The organism is Streptomyces sp. NPDC030893, from assembly GCF_055571535.1.
This window is the reverse complement of sequence record NZ_JBVIFC010000001.1, coordinates 125,287-143,280: the sequence shown is the minus strand read 5'-3', so window position 1 is coordinate 143,280 and position 17,994 is coordinate 125,287. Positions and strand designations below refer to the sequence as shown.

Here is a 17,994-nt window from a genome sequence, read left to right as displayed (position 1 = left end):
CAGGGCCCCCTCCCAGCTTGCCTCTCCTAGCGTTGTCGGTACTCGCTGCGACCCGCATGACCTCCTCTGACGGCATGCTGAAGTCCAACTTCTACGGCCGCTGGGTTCAGCTGTTCGGCGAAGAGTCAGGCACCTACCGCGCCAACAGGCTCAGGAGTGGGTTCGAGGACGTTGCCGCCATGTGGGAACAGCTTGACCACTGGCTGGACGGCACAGGTGGCCTCTGCGGAAACAGCACAGTGAGCACTGACGAGCACTACTGGAAGATCGGCTATCCCATCTCCCAGGCATTGGTTCGCGGTTCAGACCGGCAGATTCTCACCAGGTTCTTCGCGGCTACCCGCCTGCGACCGAACAATCCTGCTCAGGTTTCCGGCCGGGAGCTGCTTCGACGGCTCCGGGTCTGGACAGCCGGCAGGGACCGGCGACTGTCGCCGCGTCTCATGGACGAACTGGTGACCGCGGGTGACAGCAGTGACGTTCTCATCGTCAGTCTCTTGAAACGACTCGCTGACGACTGGGACGGCAGGCTCCACGAGCCCGAGCGCGAGCACAAGCGCCGAGCTCTCGGCCTCCGGCTTGTAGTCGCCGACCGCGGCAAACGGCTGGAGTGGCTGGCCGAATCCGTCGACGAACTCCAAGAGACGGAAGTCAGCCTGCTGCCTGACGGCCGGACGTTCAGACTGCGCCAGGACTACGGCAACACGTACAGCGGGCTGGAGTCGCTGCATCCCTCGCCCCCACAGCTTTCCAACGGCGTGCGCCTCGGGGGGAAGGATCTCGTCATCGAATGGGCGCCGCAGGAAGTCGTGCTGCTTCGTAAGCATCCGCACCTGGGTGACTGGGTAAGCACCGAGTACTTCGAACCTGGTGATCAGCACTGGCTGCTCGCAGCGGACTCCGCCGTGAGTGAAGTACGTGCCATGGTCGGGACGCTGGGAGGCCGCACCATCCGCGAAACCCCCTCTCCCGTGCCGGGCTGGAAACTCTTCAAGGGGGTGCGCGCGGTCAACGGAGCGGCGTTCGCCCGTACCTTGGACCAGGGCGGAAAGCACACGCATGTGCTGGAACCCCAGATCAGGCAGCAGACGAAACTCTCTGGAGGCCTCCGGATCGCTCCCGAGTACCGGGCGGGTGCCGGCGTTGCCGGACACTACCTGCGCCACGGAGCACCGGACCTGCTTCTACCTCCCGGTGAGAGCCCTGACCAAAGGGTCGAAGTTGTTCTCGACGGTTACGCCCAGTCCCTGCGGGCAGATCCCCGGATCCCCTTTCCTCTCTCGGTCGTTCCTCTCGAGGAGGGCAAACACACCGTCGGGACCACGCACAGCAGCCAGACCTTCACCCTGCACGACGGCTTGCATGAAGGGCTGCCGCCTCAGACTGGGACGCTCGGGTACCCCTGTAGCGAAACCGCACGAAGTGAACCTCTGGAGATCGAAGAGCGCCAGACAGCCATCCGTGGCGCGCATGCCCCCGAGAGTATCCGGCTTCCACGGACGGCACTCGTACGGTGCACCGTCCTGGAGGCCATGCTGATCACTCCGGACGGGCGCGTGCAGAAGGTCAGGCAAAGCCCGCCGCCTGCATGGATGACATCGCGCCTACCGGAGGGAGCGCTCGGCCCTTGTCTTGAGGTCCAGGTACCCACCGGGTACGTCTGGCTGATCTACAGAACTCCCTCCCGATGGTCAGTCCGCCCCTTGCTGGAAATGGTGGACATCCCCGCCCCCCGCCCTTCCAGTAGCGACTTCGCCTGGGCATACGCCGTAATCAGTGCGGCCCAACGGTCTCCTCTGTCTGTCTGGCAGGACTACGTAGCGGCGGCTGAGGCCATTACCGGGAAGAGGAGAACCCAATGATCGAGCCAGGGGACCTGCTCTTGCGCTGGGTCAGCGAGCAGGGCGCGGGCACGCTGTCTGACGTCAAGCAGGGAGCATGGTGGCTCGCCGGCTCCCGCTGCCCGGAAGTAGAACCAGGCGCTCCGGGCCGGTGGCTGCGCGACGCCATATCTCTCGCGATCCTGGACATCGACTGGCGCAACAGACGCTGGTGTGCCGCACCTCCCGTGCTGACCCAACTTCCCCAGGCTCGAGGACTGGCCGTACTGACTGGCAGCAGGACGGCAGCGTTTGAGCAACGCCTTGAGCAGATCATGGAAGACAGCCCGGTTGAACTGTTCCGGGTGCCCAGTGCGCGTCCGTCCCGGGACATTCCTCTGCCGCTCTCCTTGATCGTGCAGTTCAACGACGAGGATGAGCTCAAGGGCTGGGCGGCGGACCTCGGCGTCTCCTATACACCGTGCTTCGCTCTCCAGGCCGCCGCCCTGCTGCCGCCTCTTGAGTTCGGAACACGGGGTTCCACTCCGGAGTACGGCAAACCGCTGGAACAGTACGACCTGGAGAAAGGCGATTACCAGCCTGTGGTCCGGCCGCAAGCTGATGGCCTGTACCGGTTCAGGCAACGGGAGGGTAAGCGGGTATGCCAGATCCTGCGCGACGGAAACTGGTACGAGACAGGTCATGAGGCGGGGGTCTATTCCACGCTTGCGGTTCAGAGCACAGCCGCGGACGTTCTCCGCTGGCTACCTGAGAAGGAGAGCGGACGGGAGCGATTCGGCACCCTCTTCGTCGACTGGGGTTACCCGCTGCCAGACCTCCACCGACGGGTAGCTGTCATGTGCTCCGGCCTCGCCCCGCGCATCAACGAGCAGGCCAGGAACCTGGCATACGACAACGTCCCCAAAACCGTAGCCATGAAGATCGCTGAGTCGCTGAGCCAGAGCCTCGGGGAGAACGATGACTGACACGACCGCGGACCGCCCCCAAGCCATCGGACAGGAACTTGACGTCCTGGGGACTTTCGACCACCTCAAGGACGCGCTGTTCCGCTACTACAACACCCCGTTCGGTCTTGCTGACGAACTCCTTGAGAGGGAGCGGCAGCAGCTCTTCGACATGGACAGAGGAGCATGGCGGGATCCGCTCCTTGAGGTCCGCCCACGATACGCATCGGTGGGCACCGACCTCGCTGGTTCTGTCCGCGAGGCGGGCGCTCATCCGGACCTCTCGGAACTGGCTCAGCTCGGTCTGCTCCGCGGTGTTCCGTCGCTGTACCAGCACCAGCACCAGACCCTCGTCTCAGCCATGCGCGAGGGCCGAGACGTCGTCGTCACCGCGGGAACGGGCTCCGGCAAGACGGAGTCCTTCATGCTTCCGATCCTGGCTGGCCTGGTCCAGGAGTCAGCGTCATGGCCGACTACGGCTCTCCCAGTGAACCGCTGGTGGGGTTCACCCGACGGCGAATACCAGCCGCAGCGGGCTGGAGAGCGCGCACGGCATGCAGCAGTCCGGGCTCTCATCCTCTATCCCATGAACGCTCTGGTTGACGACCAGATGATGCGTCTACGCAAGGCGCTAGACAGTGACGAGGTACGGGACTGGTTCGCCCGGAAGCGGCCTGGCCACCGCTTCTATTTCGGGCGTTACACAGGAGCGACACCAGTTCCTGGGGATATCGGTTCTCGATCTGGGGTGAAGACGCTGCGCGAGGAGTTTGCTTCGACCGAAGAACGCTCACGGCAGGCGCACAAGGCCGGCGGAGACGGCCAGTTCTTCATTCCCAGGCTTGATGGCGCGGAGATGCGCTGTCGCTGGGACATGATCCAGGCACCGCCAGACATCATGATCACTAATTACAGCATGCTCAACGTGATGCTGATGCGGTCGCGCGAGGCGAGTATTTTCGAAAGGACGCGCCGCTGGTTGGAGGAGGTACCCGAAGCCCGATTCACACTGGTTGTCGACGAGCTACATATGTACCGCGGTACCGCCGGCACCGAGATCGCTTACCTTCTGCGTAATCTCCGCCACCGCCTGGGCCTGGACGGTAAGCCGGAGAAGTTCCGCATCCTGGCCGCTTCCGCCTCCCTCGAAGCGCCGCGCGATCTAAATTTTCTCCAGGAGTTCTTTGGTGCAGATCGTGAGCGTTTTCACGTGCTCGGCGGGCAGCTTCTCCTGCCGCAGCACACGCACACTGACATCTCTCCTTTCGCCGGCGACTACGCAGATCTTGGCGAAGCGGCTCCCGACTCCGCCATGGCTGACAAGATCCTGACAGAAAGCGGGGCACGCGAGGCTTTCGTCAACGCTCTGCGTGAGGACGACCGGCTGATCGCGGATTTCGACAAGAACGTGGCTGCCCGGCTCTTCCCCACAGCCCAGCCACCCACTCAGATGAAAGCGCTGCGAGGCGTTCTAGCCGCTCTGCGCACGTCACAGGACCCGGCTACCCCTAAGCTTCGCGGACACCTATTCTTCCGAAACATTCCCGGTGTATGGGCCTGTTCAGACCCTGAATGCCCGGAGGTGGAACGCCCAGAAGGATACGACCGGACCGTCGGCAAGCTCTACTCCCGGCCTACTCCACGTTGTGGCTGTGGGGCGCGAGTACTCGAACTGCTCTACTGCCAAAGCTGCGGTGATGTATACCTCGGCGGATACGCGCCCGAGTCAGCCTTCACAGATTCCAAAGGGGCATTTGAAGCCGGTCTGCTGGCAGACTTGCCGGATCTCGACGCGCTCCCGGACACCGCCGCTCTAGGTCCCAGTGCGGCCAACTACATCGTCTACTGGCCGAGGCGTGAGAAGCCAGCCATAAACCAGCTCTCCTGGTCCCCGACCTCAGACAAGGGATCCATTAGCGCAGTTTTCGAGTTCAAGCGAAGCAAGTATGATCCGCGCACCGGAACACTCCGAAATCACCGCGACTACACCGGCTGGTCCTTCCATGTCACCGTTCCGCAGTCCAAGCGGGGCCACAACCGACTCAAACTCGAGAACCTCCCCGCGGCTCCGACGCAGTGCCCCTCATGCGGCGACGACTGGGAAGTACGACGGCTCGGAAGTGAACCTCTCAGTCTGAGCGACCCACGCCGGATGCGTACGCCCGTCCGCAGTATGCGAACGGGTTTTGAGAAGATCAATCAGGTGCTCACCACGGGTCTGCTCTCCCTGCTTCCACACCGTCAGGCCGTGGTTTTCTCAGACAGTCGACAGGACGCGGCAAAGCTCTCCGCGGGTCTGGGCCTGCGCCACTACCAAGACCTGCTCCGCCTGCTGCTTGCTGACGAGGTCACGAACCAGGGCGACCCGGTCGAGGATCTCAAGGCCGTATCCCACTACTACGCCCGCACGGCGGCGGGCGAACACGTCGACCCCACTGCAGCCATGACCGCACACAAACGACTGCGCGCGCGGGATCCCGAGACGTACGACCGATGGGAGAAGCACCACAAGCCTGCTGCGGGAACCAGTCTCTCCGACTTGGGCGCGGCCGAGCCCGATCCAACGGAAGAGGCTGAGCTGCACACCGTTCTCAGCCGCGTGCCCAGCCTCGATAGCCACACGTCCACCGTCGCCGAACGCCTCGTCCAGGAGGGTGTCAATCCCGGCGGTCCCAAGGCATCGCTTCAGGAGACAGCCAATCGTCCCAAGGGGACAGAACCCGAGCCCTGGACCACGCTGTATCAGTGGCCTGATGGCAACGGCCCGGTCCGGGACACATCGGGACTGCAACTAAGCGAACGCCAGGAACATCTGCGCCAGGACATCCGGGAAACCCTTCGCGTCGAGCTTCTCGGCGGGCTTTTCGGAAGTGCCGGGCGAGACTTCGAGTCGCTCGGGCTGGGTTGGCTCACGCAAGCCTCAGACCAGGCTCCGCTGGAAGCAGACCGCGCATCCTCCACAGCTCTTGTCCGTGCCAGTCTTCGCGTTCTGGGCCACATGCGCCGCTTCGCTGGCCTCCGCAGCCCTGCCGATGAACCCCCGCGCAAGCTCCGGGCGTTCTGGGAGATGGCCGCACAGCATCTAGGGCAAGAAGTGGAAGACATCCAGGCGTCGGTGGAACGCGCCTGGGGAAACGCGGTCATCAAGTACCTCATACAGCCCGAGCACGTCGCTCTGCGGCACGGTCGTGCCGCCTCATGGACGTGCCCCAAATGCCGTCGACGCCACCTCCATCCGGGCATTGGCCTCTGCACAAAATGCGGAAACCCCCTCCCTGCCGAGCGCTCCCCATTCGACAACACCGACAGTGACTACTATGCATGGATGGCACGCAAGCAGCTGGGTGCCTTCCGGCTGAACACCGCCGAGCTGACCGGCCAAACTGACCGGATTGACGCGCAGAACCGCCAAGCCCGCTTCCAGGGAATTTTCCTTGACGGCAAAGAACACAAGAAGCCAGATACGCTCGACGTTCTCTCCGTCACTACGACGATGGAAGCCGGCGTCGACATTGGCCCGCTCTCCGCGGTCCTGATGGCTAATATGCCGCCGACCCGGTTCAACTATCAGCAGCGTGTCGGACGGGCTGGCCGACGTACCTCACCAGTCGCGCTCGCACTGACCGTATGCCGGGGCCGCAGCCACGACGAGCACTACTTCCAGGACCCCCAGCGCATCACCAATGACGCGACACCGCCGCCCTACCTGTCCACAGAAATGCGGGACATCTACCAACGAGTCCTCGCTGCTGAGGTACTCCGGCGAGCGTTTGACGCCGTACGTCCGGAAGAGAGCGGCGGCGGAGAGCTCGACCCGACCCGCAACGTCCATGGTCAGTTCGGACGCTGCACAGACTGGTCTGCTGTCAGTGGGGCGGTGAACACATGGATCGCATCGCACCACGCAGAAGTCAGGGCACTCGCCGAAGCCCTTGCTCAGCGGACTCGCGGTGCCTGGTCTCCAGACGAAATGACGGCATGGGTGACGGGCGACCTCCTCCCGCTTGTAACGGAGATCGCCGAAGCGTCGCACGGGCACCATGAACTCAGCCAGCGGCTGGCCGAAGCAGGCCTGCTTCCCATGTTCGGATTCCCCACATCGGCCCGGTACCTATACACCAAGCGCCCCTTCGACTCGTACCCGTGGCCCCCGAAGGGAGTGGTCGACCGATCCCTGGACATCGCGATCTCACAGTTCGCTCCCGGTGCCGAGACGGTGAAAGACGGGCAGGTCCATACCGCGACCGGAGTCGTGGCCTTCGAACCAACAGGCCACCAACCCCGGACAGTGGGCGATCCGCTCGGGCAAGGCTCCCACATCGGCCTCTGCCGCGCCTGTGGCCACTTGGCAGAGAGCATTCAGCCGCAACCGCAGCAGGAAGAGAGCAGCCCGTCCGAGCCATGTCCGGCTTGCGGGGCTATTGACGGTTCATACCGCGAGATCGAACTGCGGGAGCCGGCGGGCTTCTTCTGCTCAGGCAAGGCAAGGGACTTCGACGGCAACTTCGCCTGGCGTGCCAGGTCAATCGCCCCGAGAACGGCGGCTGACCTCGAACGCGGGGCGCCGGAGCGACTCGCGGAGCAGGGTCTAGTTGTCCACTCAGGAAAGGGTCGGCGCTACGCCGTCAATGACAACGGCGGTCGGCTTTTCACCTTCTCAAAGGTGCGCCCGACAGCGCATTGGTCGGGTGCGTATCTGGAAGCAGGGGCCATAGAACAGTTTCCATGGCTCGGCAAGGACATCTCCTCTGAGTCTGAGACTCTCACGACCGCCATCGGTGCTTCGCAACACACGGACTTGTTCCTCCTTGGTCCCCGGGCCGGCGAACTTCCCAAGGCCGGGCTGCGCCTGAATCTCGCGTCAGTGCCACAGAGAACTGGGTTCCCCGACGACCGATCAGGCCGGCGAGCCGCCTGGTACTCGCTCGCCGCTCTCCTCCGGACAGCTGCGGGTTCAATTCTTCAAGTCCAGCCCAACGAAATCGCATCCGGTATCCACGGAGCGGGGTCAGCGCACAGGGAAGCCCGCACTTTCGCATTCCTCTCTGACACCCTCGATAACGGTGCCGGATACTGCACCCACCTCGCCGAGCCGGATGTCTTCGCCGCACTCATGCGCACCGCCCGGGGCCTGCTCGATGGTTACGGATCGGGCACGCACAGCAACGAATGCCGCGGCTCTTGCTACGAATGCCTCCGCGACTACACGAACATGGCATACCACAGTCTGCTCGACTGGCGTCTCGCCGGCGACCTGCTGTCGATTCTCCGACCTGAGGAACCACGGCTCAGCCACAGACCCCGCTCAGCCGCCAGACTGCTGGAGAACTGGGCCCATGACGCTGAAGAAACCGAGTTCATCGACGACCTCGGGGGCTCGGGACCAGTGGTTCTCTTTGAAGACCGGGTGTGGGTAGCGGCCAAGAGCCCGTTCGAGGCCGCGGACACTGGCATGGAAGCCCAGCGTCTCACCCGAGTCCGCGCCGCAGTCGCAGAACACAGCCCCAACATCACAGACGTGGTGTTCGTTGATGACTTCCTACTCGACAAGGCCCCAACGAGGGTTACAGCCCTGCTCTTCGATTTCGATGCAGGGGAGCAATAATCACGTGCAGATAAAGTCCAGCGAGCCTGGTGATACAGGGCATACCTCGCCTCCCCCTCTGCGTTGCGCATGGACATGGGACTTGTCTCATATCAGCCAGATTGACCATAGGAGCTTTCGGGCGAATCACCCTAGATCATAAGTCAACCACCTCCATGTCCGACCTTTGCAGTACCGTCACACCCACCAATCGATCCACAGGGGCCGTCAGTCATGTTCCCGGCCCGAACCCGTGTTAGAGGAAGCGCGATGCCCTACGAGCCCGGCACCGTCTGGCAGTACGAGGTTCCTACGACCGGCAGCACTCATCTGCCGCCAGATGCTGGCTACGGCAAGGCTCTGACCAACCAGGGCTACGGCTTCGAAGTCGCCGTAGCCGACCTGATCGACAACTCCATCGATGCCGGCGCCGACAAAATCGTCGTGCACTTCCTGCGTGATGCGAAGCGGATCCTCACTCTCCTGGTCATTGACAACGGCAGTGGGATGGACGACGTCGGCCTGGATGCTGCCATGACAGTGGGGCGACGTCGCGAATACGCTGATAACGCCCTTGGCATGTACGGCACTGGCCTCAAGGCCGCTTCTCTCTCCCACGCTTCATCACTGACCGTGGTCAGCCGCACCAAGCGCAGCCGCGCTGCAGGGCGCCGACTCACCGCGGAAGGAATCGAAGACAGTTTCCGCTGTGACACCGTCGACCCTCGCTACGCGCAGGAACTCGTTGACCGGTACGACGGCGTCATCGAGTGGCACGGAACAATCGTGCGGTGGGACCAGGTGCGGGTCTTTGAGACCGTAACGACTGGCCAGAGTGACCACTATCTGTCAAAGGCGATCGCCCGCCTGGAAACGCATCTCGGCCTCTATCTGCACCGGTTTCTCCAGAGTGGCCTCAAGCTCGATATCGCTGTGTGGGACGTCAGTAGCGGCGAGGGACGGCTCGGCGAGGAAGTGGACCATATCGCGGTCGAGCCACTGGACCCCTTCGGCTACAAGGTGCCCGGCAAGGCCCAGTACCCGCGTACATTTACCGCCCCCGTGAAGGGTCTGGGAGACATACACCTGACAGCCCATATCTGGCCCGCCAAGTCGAAACAGGCCGGGTTTCGTCAGATCGGATCGCTCGCTGACCGGCAGGGCTTTTACTTCTACCGGAACGACCGTCTTGTCCAGGCAGGCGGCTGGAACGGTCTTCGTAACCCCGAGGGCCACTTGGCACTGGCTCGTGTGGCCGTTGACCTTCCGGCCCCCGAGACCAACGTCCTGAGCCTTGACGTCAAGAAGGAGAGCGTTACGGTCACACCTGCCTTCACACTCGGCGTTGAAAGCGCTCTGGACGCGTCCGGAACCACCTTCCACGCGTACCTCAACGACGCCGAGGCCACCTACCGGGAGGGGTCGAAGCGTACGGAGATCGTCCGCAAGTCCGTGACACCTCCGGGGAAGGGGATGGACCCGAAGATCAAGCGGATCATCAAAGAGGAGCTCCCCGAGAAGCCGGGTGAGGAACCGATCAGCTTCATCTGGGTCTCACTGCCCAGTGACAGGTTCTTCGACCTGGACCGCGAGAACAACACGGTTCTCATCAACAAGGCTTTCCGCAACGACTTCAATGACGGAAGGCGCGGCGGAAGCAACGATGCACCGGTCACAAAGACCCTGCTCTACCTGCTGCTTGAGGACTGCTTCGGGCTAGGGCGCTGGGAGCGTGGCCGCCAGGATCGAGTGGATTACTGGAACACCATTCTGCTCGCGTCGGCGGGAGTGCAGCACGACCGCCGCACGCAGGCCGCTGACTGACCGCTTGAGCCCAGGCCCGCTGCGGCCTCTGACTGAGGACAAGTGATGACCAACACTCCCTCTGCCGTGCTCCTCGACATCCACACCTCCGCATTGGCGGGCATGGGCAGCATGCCGCGCCACTTCGGACGCTGGGCGGCACTTGCCGCTGATGAGTGCTATCCAGAGGCGAACCTGAGCGAGGAGACGTTCCGATCGCTGCTCATCAGCGGCGATGATGCGTTGACCGCGCTCTGGAACCGCCACCTCACTGCCTGGGACTTCGCGGAGGGCCCCCCGTGGGGAGCCGACACCTCAGCCCGAACCGAGGAGCGGCGCACGGTGGTATACGAGCGACTCCAGTTCGGAACTGAACTGCGCAAGGCCCTCGACGAGGCTGTTCCCGTTGCCAAAGTGCCAGGCGCGACCGTCATCACCCGGGAATTCACTCCGTGGTACACCGCTGAGCGCGCGGCGGCCAGGTCCTTCTACTGGACGGCGTACGAGCAGAAGCTCCGTGACAAGGGATGGTCTGAGGCCGCCATCGCCAGCCTGGACCAGGCGAGCCGGTCCGTCATAGAACGTCTCACCGACCCCGAACAGCCCACGACCCGCCAGGCGAAGGGTCTGGTCGTCGGTTACGTTCAGTCCGGAAAGACGGCGAACTTCACCGGCGTGGCCGCCAAAGCCATTGACGCCGGCTACCGCCTCGTCATCGTTCTGGGAGGCACCCTTAACCTGCTGCGCGCCCAGACCCAGCGACGTCTGGACATGGAGTTGATCGGACAGGAGAACATCCTGCGCGGTGCAGATGTCACAGACCTGGACTCTCTGGTGGGTGTGGACTACGTAGGTGACGACGAGGGCTGGCCCCAGTTCGTGCGGCATGGTGGCCGCCCGTCCACGCTTGGCGCCTTCGATGTCGAGCGCCTGACAACACGCGACAATGACTACAAGAGCCTGGCCCAGGGAATTCGGGCGCTGGAGTTCGAGAAGCGCTCCCCTAGCCGCCCATTGCACGATCCAGTAAACATCCACCACGCTGCGGCGCGGGTCCTCGTGGTGAAGAAGAACAAATCCGTTCTCACGAAACTTGTCAAGGACCTCAAGCAGATCCACGGAATTCTGGGAGAGCTGCCGACTCTCATTATCGACGACGAGTCCGATCAAGCTTCCGTAAACACCTCGGACCCGAAAAAGTGGGAACGGGGAAGCACCGAACGAACTGCTATCAATGGCTTGATATCAAAACTCCTGGGACTGCTGCCGCGAGCCCAGTACGTGGGTTACACCGCAACTCCCTTCGCCAACGTCTTCATCGATCCCGGTGACGACATGGACATTTTTCCCAGCGACTTCCTCATCTCCCTGCCCCGGCCTGCCGACTACATGGGCGTCCAGGACTTCCACGACTTGAACTCACCTGTTCCTGTGGAGGAACGTACGTACGCCAATTCCCGGGAGAAGGCCCACGTCCGGGGAATCTACGACTCCACCGGCGACAGACTCCAGGAAGCCATCGACGCCTTTGTCCTGTCCGGGGCACTCAAGCTCTACCGGGCTGACCACGGCGTGTCTGACGCTGCTTTCCGGCATCACACGATGCTTGCCCATGAATCGGTACGTCAGGATGACCATGCCGATCTGGCACTTCGCATCAACTCTATCTGGCATCAGGCCGGCTACAGCTCCGCAGCAGGACATACGCGTCTCGCCGCGCTGTGGGAGGCGGATTTCCGTCCGGTAAGCATAGGCCGCGCCACCAGCCTCCCCGCGCCGTCCTCCTACGACGAACTGCGCCCGTACGTTCATGCCGCAAAGCAGCGCATCGGCAGCAGGGGCCAGCCGGTGATCGTGGTGAACGGCGACACCGACCGCTACTTTGCTCAGCTAGACCTGGATTTCGACCGGACACCGAACGTCTGGAAGATTCTCGTGGGCGGCACGAAGCTCTCGCGTGGTTTCACTGTCGAAGGGCTCACCGTCACCTACTACCGCCGCACCACCCAGCAGGCCGACACACTGATGCAGATGGGGCGCTGGTTCGGATTCCGGCCCGGGTACCAGGACCTGGTCCGGCTATACATCGGGCGTGAAGAGCCGTTCGGCCGCGACAAGTTCGTCGATCTTTACGAGGCATATGAGGCCGTCTGCCGCGATGAGGAGACCTTCCGCGAGCAGTTGGCACAGTACTCCGTCATGGTGGACGGAGAACCCCAGGTCACACCAGTGCAGATCCCACCCTTGGTGGCTCAGCACCTGCCGTGGCTTAAGCCCTCCTCCAGGAACAAGATGTTCAACGCAGAGCTCGTGGAGATCCGGTCCCCGGGCCGACCAATCGAGCCTGCCTCCTACCCTTTGAACAGCACTATCACCAAGCGCAACACCGAGCGTTGGCGGCCGCTGCTGCGCATGCTGCACACCACCCCGACATCGTTCAGCAATCCCCCTGACAACTCCAGTACGCTCACGCGCACCTTTACAGCACTCACCGGAACCGTCACACACCGCGAGCTTGTCAGTGTGCTGTCACATCTCGAATGGGAGCGGCCGCGGTACTTCGACCCCCATCTGACCTATCTCCGTCAGCTTGACGGAACCCTTGCCCAGGTCGATAACTGGCTGCTCATCTCGCCCCGGCTCGCTTCGGATAACCGTGTCGACGCCAGTGTCGTGGGCTCTGCCCCGCTTTCCCTGGTTCGACGGAGCATCCAGGCCGGCAAGAGTTCCTTCGGGCGTATCGCCGGCGTTGAGCACCGCACTGCGGCGCAGCGGCTCATTGACGAAGCCGCAGCTGGAGCAGACGTGATGATCGGGCCAAAGACAGGAGTCGCACTCGTCTATCCGGTAGTGGAGGGAGGAAGCCTAGACAATGTGCGGGCGGCTGTCCGTAACGGCGCCGCCGACCCGTCGAAGATTGTCATGGCCTTCACCCTCATTCCGCCAAGGTCGGCTACCAGTGGCGACCGCCGCTTGGTGCGCTTCCGGGCCAAGGACTCGCGCTACATCAACGACGCTACGATCCCCGTTGATCCGTCATGAGACACGCCCCCCAGCATCTCTACCCTTGAGACAACCGCATGCAGCAAGAGGCAGTACGGCCTGCGGACAATGGCATCGGCCGACGCGCTCACCACCTGGCGTGGTCGTCCTACCCATGGAAACCTGGTACCCCCATGACGATGAGCGCATCCCCAGAGCAGCCATCCAGTTCCCGAGAGGGCTGGTCTCCGCCTGCTGGCTCTTGGGCATCCTCAGCGGCCCGCCGCAGGAACATGCAGGCAATCCGCAGCCGGGATACGAAGCCTGAGTGGCTGATCCGGCGGCTGGTTCACGCGCGAGGACTGCGGTACCGGGTCGGGGCCAAGCCTCTGCCTGGCCTTCGCCGGACGGCTGACTTGGTCTTCCGCCCGGCGAAGGTCGCCGTCTTCGTCGACGGCTGTTACTGGCATGGCTGTCCCGAACACTACGTCCCGCCAAAGACCAACCCCGGCTACTGGTCGGACAAGGTCGCTCGGAACATGGCCCGTGACCGAGATACTGATCAGCGGCTGGCAGAGGCCGGCTGGACCGTGCTCAGATTTTGGGAGCATGAACCCTCGGCCGACTGCGCGGCGCGTATTGCGACTGAGGTGCAGCGTCGAAGAGGAAATTCTTACACAATAGACGCAAGTGACTGACTACTTCTTTTCTGCGTCACGTTCACGGGCTGCCCGCAGCACCTTGATGATGGACTCGCCGACAGCTTTGGCGACAGGCGGCGGGAAGGCATTGCCAACCTGGCGGTACTGGGCCGTCTTCCCCCCCGCAAAATCCCACTCCGGCGGAAACCCTTGAATGAGGGCGGCCTGCCGCACTGTGAGCATGGGGCCGTCTGGCCCGAACAAGTCCCGGAATTCGGTTCGCTTCTCCCGGCAGGTCTCAATGTCGTTGGCAACACCCATCGCAGAAATACCCAGCCATCTCCAGGCCGCTTTGGCGCGAGTCGGCCCCAGATCAGCGCCACCGTGCTTCTTGGATCCGCCTACGAGGGTCGGCGCGATACCACTGACCTGGATCCCGAGTTCCTTGATCTGCTGGACTCGCGTCCCGTCCTCGTCGAGCCATCGGGAATAGCTCTCCTTCGCTTGAACAGCGTATTCACCCTCAAAATAAGGCTGAAAGCGTTGGAACATGGACGGTCCCAGACGATCAGCAACGCTTATCCGATTCTCATGGTTTGCTTCCGGCCACCGGTATTCAAGGCCGTCGAGGACATCGTTGCGAATCGCCACTAGGACAGCGCGGGGGCGCAGCTGGGGAACGCCGAAATCACTGGCCTCTAGAAGGTCCCACTTGCAAACGGTGTACCCAGGCCTCGCCTCTCCCGCGTACCTACGCCGCTTCAACTCAGAAACGATCCAAGACCGGTAGTCCGCAAACTTCCGATCCATAATCCCGCGCACATTCTCGATCATCACAGCGCGCGGGTTCAGCTCCCCCACGAGCTGCAGCATACGAGGGAAAAGGTCCCGTTCATCATCCCTGCCAAGTTGCTTTCCAGCTCGCGAGAACGGGGGGCAGGGGACACCTCCAGCCAGGAGATCGAGGCCGCGCTGCCTGAGCAACTCCCCGCTTTTGACCAAATGCCTTTCGGGAGCAAAATTACGTACGTCTGTCGGCGGTAGCAGATCACAATTGCGCCTCTCCCACGCCCACGACTTCCGTTCGGCGAGATTCTTCCTGAGCGTCGCCACCGCATAGGGATCAAACTCCACTAGCGCCAGGTGGCCAAAACCCGCCTCGTGCAAGCCAATCGCCTGGCCTCCGGCTCCGGCGCAGATCTCAATCGAGGTGAACTCAGGCTCCCGAGTCCCCTCTGCGGTTACCAGAGCATCATCCACGTGGGCCATGCCCCCCTCCTTACGCTTGTGCTGCAGTCGACACAAAGTGTGACGGACTGCTACCGAGGGTGACGTACCCCACTGGCACAGACTGATCAAGTGTGCCTCAACGTGCGGACCTCTACCGAACGCACACCGAACATGAATACGATCTTGCCTATGCGGAGCCCTGCCTGGACCGAGGATGAGCTTGTACTGGCCGGCGCTCTGGTCGTGAAGAACCGCTGGCGCGAGCTGCGCACAAGGAACCCGGAAGTCCAGGAGCTCTCGGAGCTGCTCCGCTCGCTGCCGATCCACACGCCCGAGGCGCGCGCCCTGCCGGGCTTCAGGTCGCCAGACAGCGTGAGTCGCAAGACCACAGACTTCATGACGAACCACAGCCTGTACACCGCCAAGGCCACGCGATGCGGCAGGCCAACCCTGCTCATGATCCAGGCTTTCACTGAGCGTGAGGCTGAGATGCTGCAGGCCGCCGAGGCCATAGCCAAGGGCATCAGTTCCGGAGAGCTCCACCTTCTTGTGCCGCAGCCCGACGAGGTCGACGAGACTGGAGCTACAGCGATCGAAGGACGCCTCCTTGTCCGCCGAGCCCTTGCCCGCGAGCGGGATCCCAGGCTTCGCGCCCGGAAGATTGACCATGTCCGGCGTCAAGGGGTGCCACTGCGGTGTGAGATCTGCGCCTTCGACTTCGCTCACGCGTACGGAGAGCTGGGCGACGGTTACATCGAAGTGCACCATGTCATTCCCCTCTACGTCTCCGGGATAAGGGAGACCAGACTGGACGACCTCGCATGCCTGTGTGCCAACTGCCACCGCATGTGTCACAGAGCCCGTCCCGGAGAATCCTGGCGCACACCAGAGACTCTCCGGGAGCTGATACGGAAGTCCGCCGACAAGATGACCGCCCACTAGGCCGCTTCGGCCTCGTAGTGCATCTGTGCCCTGTCCAGTACGTCGTCCGGGTCCAGGCCGCGTGTGGACGTCCAGTGCAGCAGGTCGGCGATCAGCTCGACGGCTGACTCTTCCAGGACCGCTTCGCACCGCCCGTGCAGCACGGCCCCGCCGCGTTGCCGGTAGCTCTCCAGCGCATCGATGGCTCGCTCCATACGCAGGCACACGGCGTCCGAGCCCAGCTCGATCTCGCACCACACCGATTTGCCCAGCGCCGTGGCAACGGTCCCCCAGTCCACGGCCATGGCGGCGAGCATGTGCAGGCCGCGACCGCACTCCGCATCGCAGTCGGCGGTCCGCAGTGAGGGCAGCGAACTGCTCTTGTCGTGCATCTCGACGCGCAGCCGCTCGCGCTTCCACTCCAGGATCAGAGTCGCCGGCGATCCCTCACCCACGTGCTTGATGACGTTCGTCGCCAGCTCCGTCACGACGAGCTGCGTCACCTCGCCGGCAGTGGGCACGCCCCATTGACCGAGCTGCGTGGCAGCGGCGTGCCGCAGCAGACGCACTTCCTTCGGCAGGGCCTCAAAGGGCAGGACAAAACGGCGATGACGGTCGTCGATGTCAGTCCCGGGCATAAGCGGATCTCCCTCCCGTGCCACGCGCCTGATGCGCCTGCCGTATCCGAACGGCTGCGGTGCGTAGCTACTCGTCACCGAGAATGACACAGAGAACTCTCTCTGTGTAACTTCTCACGAACCTCTATCGAGTGAATCGCGCAGTGAGTCAGCGGCGCGCTACCTAGCCTGTTCGCACCCTGAGCGTCTGCCCGGGGTAACTTGCCTGAGGAGTTCCATGTCCGTACGAACCACCACCCGTCGCCGCCAACTCGGCGCGATGCTGCGCAAGTTGCGCGCCCGCAAAGGGATGACTCTCGAGGAGGCCGGCGGGCTGGTCGGCGTATCGAAGGCCACGGTCAGCCGTTATGAGACGCAAGCGGGACCGGTGAAGTGGATCGTCGTCGATGCGCTGTGCCGTGAGTACGGAGCCACGGACGCCGAGCGGGAGGCCGTGGTGCGCCTGGCGAAGGACGCCAAGCAGCAGGGATGGTGGAGTTCGTTCGCCGACTCCATCCCGGAGAGCATGAACCTGTTGCTCACCCTTGAGGACGAGGCAGTCCGCGAGGACCACTTCTCCTGCGTCTACGTCCCCGGCCTTCTCCAGACCCGCGCCTACAGCACCGCGCTTCAGAAGGCCAACGAGATCCCTCTGGAGCCAGCCGAGATCGAGCGACTGGTCGACATCCGCATGAAGCGGCAGGAGATCCTCACCCGGCCGAAGCCGCCCCGCCTGTGGGCGATCCTCGACGAGTCCGTCATCCGCCGGGTCGTGGGCTCACCGGAGATCATGCGGGAGCAGCTCGGGCGACTTCTCGAAGTCAACGAGTCACCACACATCACCCTTCAGGTGCTGCCGTTCTCGAACGGCGCCCATGGCGCCGCTCTCGGCAGCTTTGTGATCCTCGGGGGCACGGAGTCAGCCCTTGACGTGGTTTACGTAGATTTCCACACCGGTTCCCTCTTCCTGGAGAAGGACGAAGAGCTGGAGCGATACAGACTTGCGTTCGAGTACCTTCGCGCACAAGCGTTGGACATGGAGGCTTCCTCCGCCCTGATCCATCGCGCACGCAAGGAGCTGTAGATGCCCACCCGCTCTCCCGCCCGTAATCAACACACATGGTTCAAGTCGTCCTACAGCGGCGCGAACGCAACCGAGTGCGTGGAGTGCGCCCATGTCGCGCGCCGTGTGCTCATACGTGACTCCAAGGACGCGGCCGGCTCTGTCGTTTCTGTCGAGGCCAGTGCATGGCGCTGCTTCGTGGTGGGGCTGAGACGGGAACAACCGGAGATGCCCCTGTAGGTAGCGACTCGGCTGCCGAGACTGCGCGTTGTCCGAAACAACGCATCCGGCGGTCGTGCGGTCGTCAGAGCCCTGTCGGATCCTGTGGCACGGCAGGGCGGTGTCTGCGCACGGGCCTACTCAGCCTC

At 63.2% G+C, this 17,994-nt stretch carries 11 protein-coding genes; 9 read left to right on the top strand and 2 right to left on the bottom strand.

Annotated elements, in window-relative coordinates; translation table 11 throughout:
• Positions 1–74 precede the first annotated feature (74 nt).
• From ACZ434_RS00615 to ACZ434_RS00590, 6 genes are all read left to right on the top strand, one after another.
• Entirely contained in the window at positions 75–1,862 is a 1,788-nt protein-coding gene (locus tag ACZ434_RS00615; RefSeq protein ID WP_468450275.1) for a hypothetical protein, read from the top strand.
• Positions 1,859–2,806 (top strand): hypothetical protein, encoded by a 948-nt coding sequence (locus ACZ434_RS00610; RefSeq protein WP_468450274.1) that lies wholly within the window; start codon positions 1,859–1,861, stop codon positions 2,804–2,806. Before ACZ434_RS00615 ends, ACZ434_RS00610 begins: the two co-directional genes overlap by 4 nt.
• Positions 2,799–8,390, top strand: coding sequence for a DEAD/DEAH box helicase (locus tag ACZ434_RS00605; protein ID WP_468450273.1), 5,592 nt, complete (start codon positions 2,799–2,801; stop codon positions 8,388–8,390). The genes ACZ434_RS00610 and ACZ434_RS00605 overlap by 8 nt, the downstream gene beginning before the upstream one ends.
• 249 nt (positions 8,391–8,639) lie before the next feature.
• Positions 8,640–10,193 carry an ATP-binding protein gene (locus ACZ434_RS00600; protein WP_468450272.1) on the top strand — a complete coding sequence of 518 codons (1,554 nt, stop codon included), beginning with the start codon at positions 8,640–8,642 and terminating at the stop codon, positions 10,191–10,193.
• A 45-nt stretch (positions 10,194–10,238) separates the two neighbouring features.
• Positions 10,239–13,214 (top strand): Z1 domain-containing protein, encoded by a 2,976-nt coding sequence (locus ACZ434_RS00595; protein ID WP_468450271.1) that lies wholly within the window; start codon positions 10,239–10,241, stop codon positions 13,212–13,214.
• A 140-nt stretch (positions 13,215–13,354) separates the two neighbouring features.
• Complete coding sequence (locus ACZ434_RS00590) at positions 13,355–13,852, top strand: very short patch repair endonuclease (RefSeq protein ID WP_468450270.1); 498 nt, start codon at positions 13,355–13,357, stop codon at positions 13,850–13,852.
• Here ACZ434_RS00590 and ACZ434_RS00585 read toward each other — a convergent pair whose 3' ends face one another.
• Positions 13,853–15,064 (bottom strand): DNA cytosine methyltransferase, encoded by a 1,212-nt coding sequence (locus ACZ434_RS00585; protein WP_468450269.1) that lies wholly within the window; start codon positions 15,062–15,064, stop codon positions 13,853–13,855.
• A 150-nt stretch (positions 15,065–15,214) separates the two neighbouring features.
• Here ACZ434_RS00585 and ACZ434_RS00580 point away from each other — a divergent pair, with 150 nt between their 5' ends.
• Positions 15,215–15,967, top strand: coding sequence for an HNH endonuclease (locus ACZ434_RS00580; RefSeq protein WP_468450268.1), 753 nt, complete (start codon positions 15,215–15,217; stop codon positions 15,965–15,967).
• On the opposite strand, the gene ACZ434_RS00575 is transcribed toward ACZ434_RS00580, so the two are convergent.
• Positions 15,964–16,584 carry an ATP-binding protein gene (locus ACZ434_RS00575; RefSeq protein ID WP_468450267.1) on the bottom strand — a complete coding sequence of 207 codons (621 nt, stop codon included), beginning with the start codon at positions 16,582–16,584 and terminating at the stop codon, positions 15,964–15,966. The genes ACZ434_RS00580 and ACZ434_RS00575 overlap by 4 nt on opposite strands.
• Before the next feature lie 217 nt (positions 16,585–16,801).
• Here ACZ434_RS00575 and ACZ434_RS00570 point away from each other — a divergent pair, with 217 nt between their 5' ends.
• Both ACZ434_RS00570 and ACZ434_RS00565 read left to right on the top strand, forming a co-directional pair.
• Positions 16,802–17,647 carry a helix-turn-helix domain-containing protein gene (locus tag ACZ434_RS00570; protein ID WP_468450266.1) on the top strand — a complete coding sequence of 282 codons (846 nt, stop codon included), beginning with the start codon at positions 16,802–16,804 and terminating at the stop codon, positions 17,645–17,647.
• Positions 17,648–17,866, top strand: a complete 219-nt coding sequence (locus tag ACZ434_RS00565) for a DUF397 domain-containing protein (protein ID WP_468450265.1) — start codon at positions 17,648–17,650, stop codon at positions 17,864–17,866.
• Positions 17,867–17,994 lie beyond the last annotated feature (128 nt).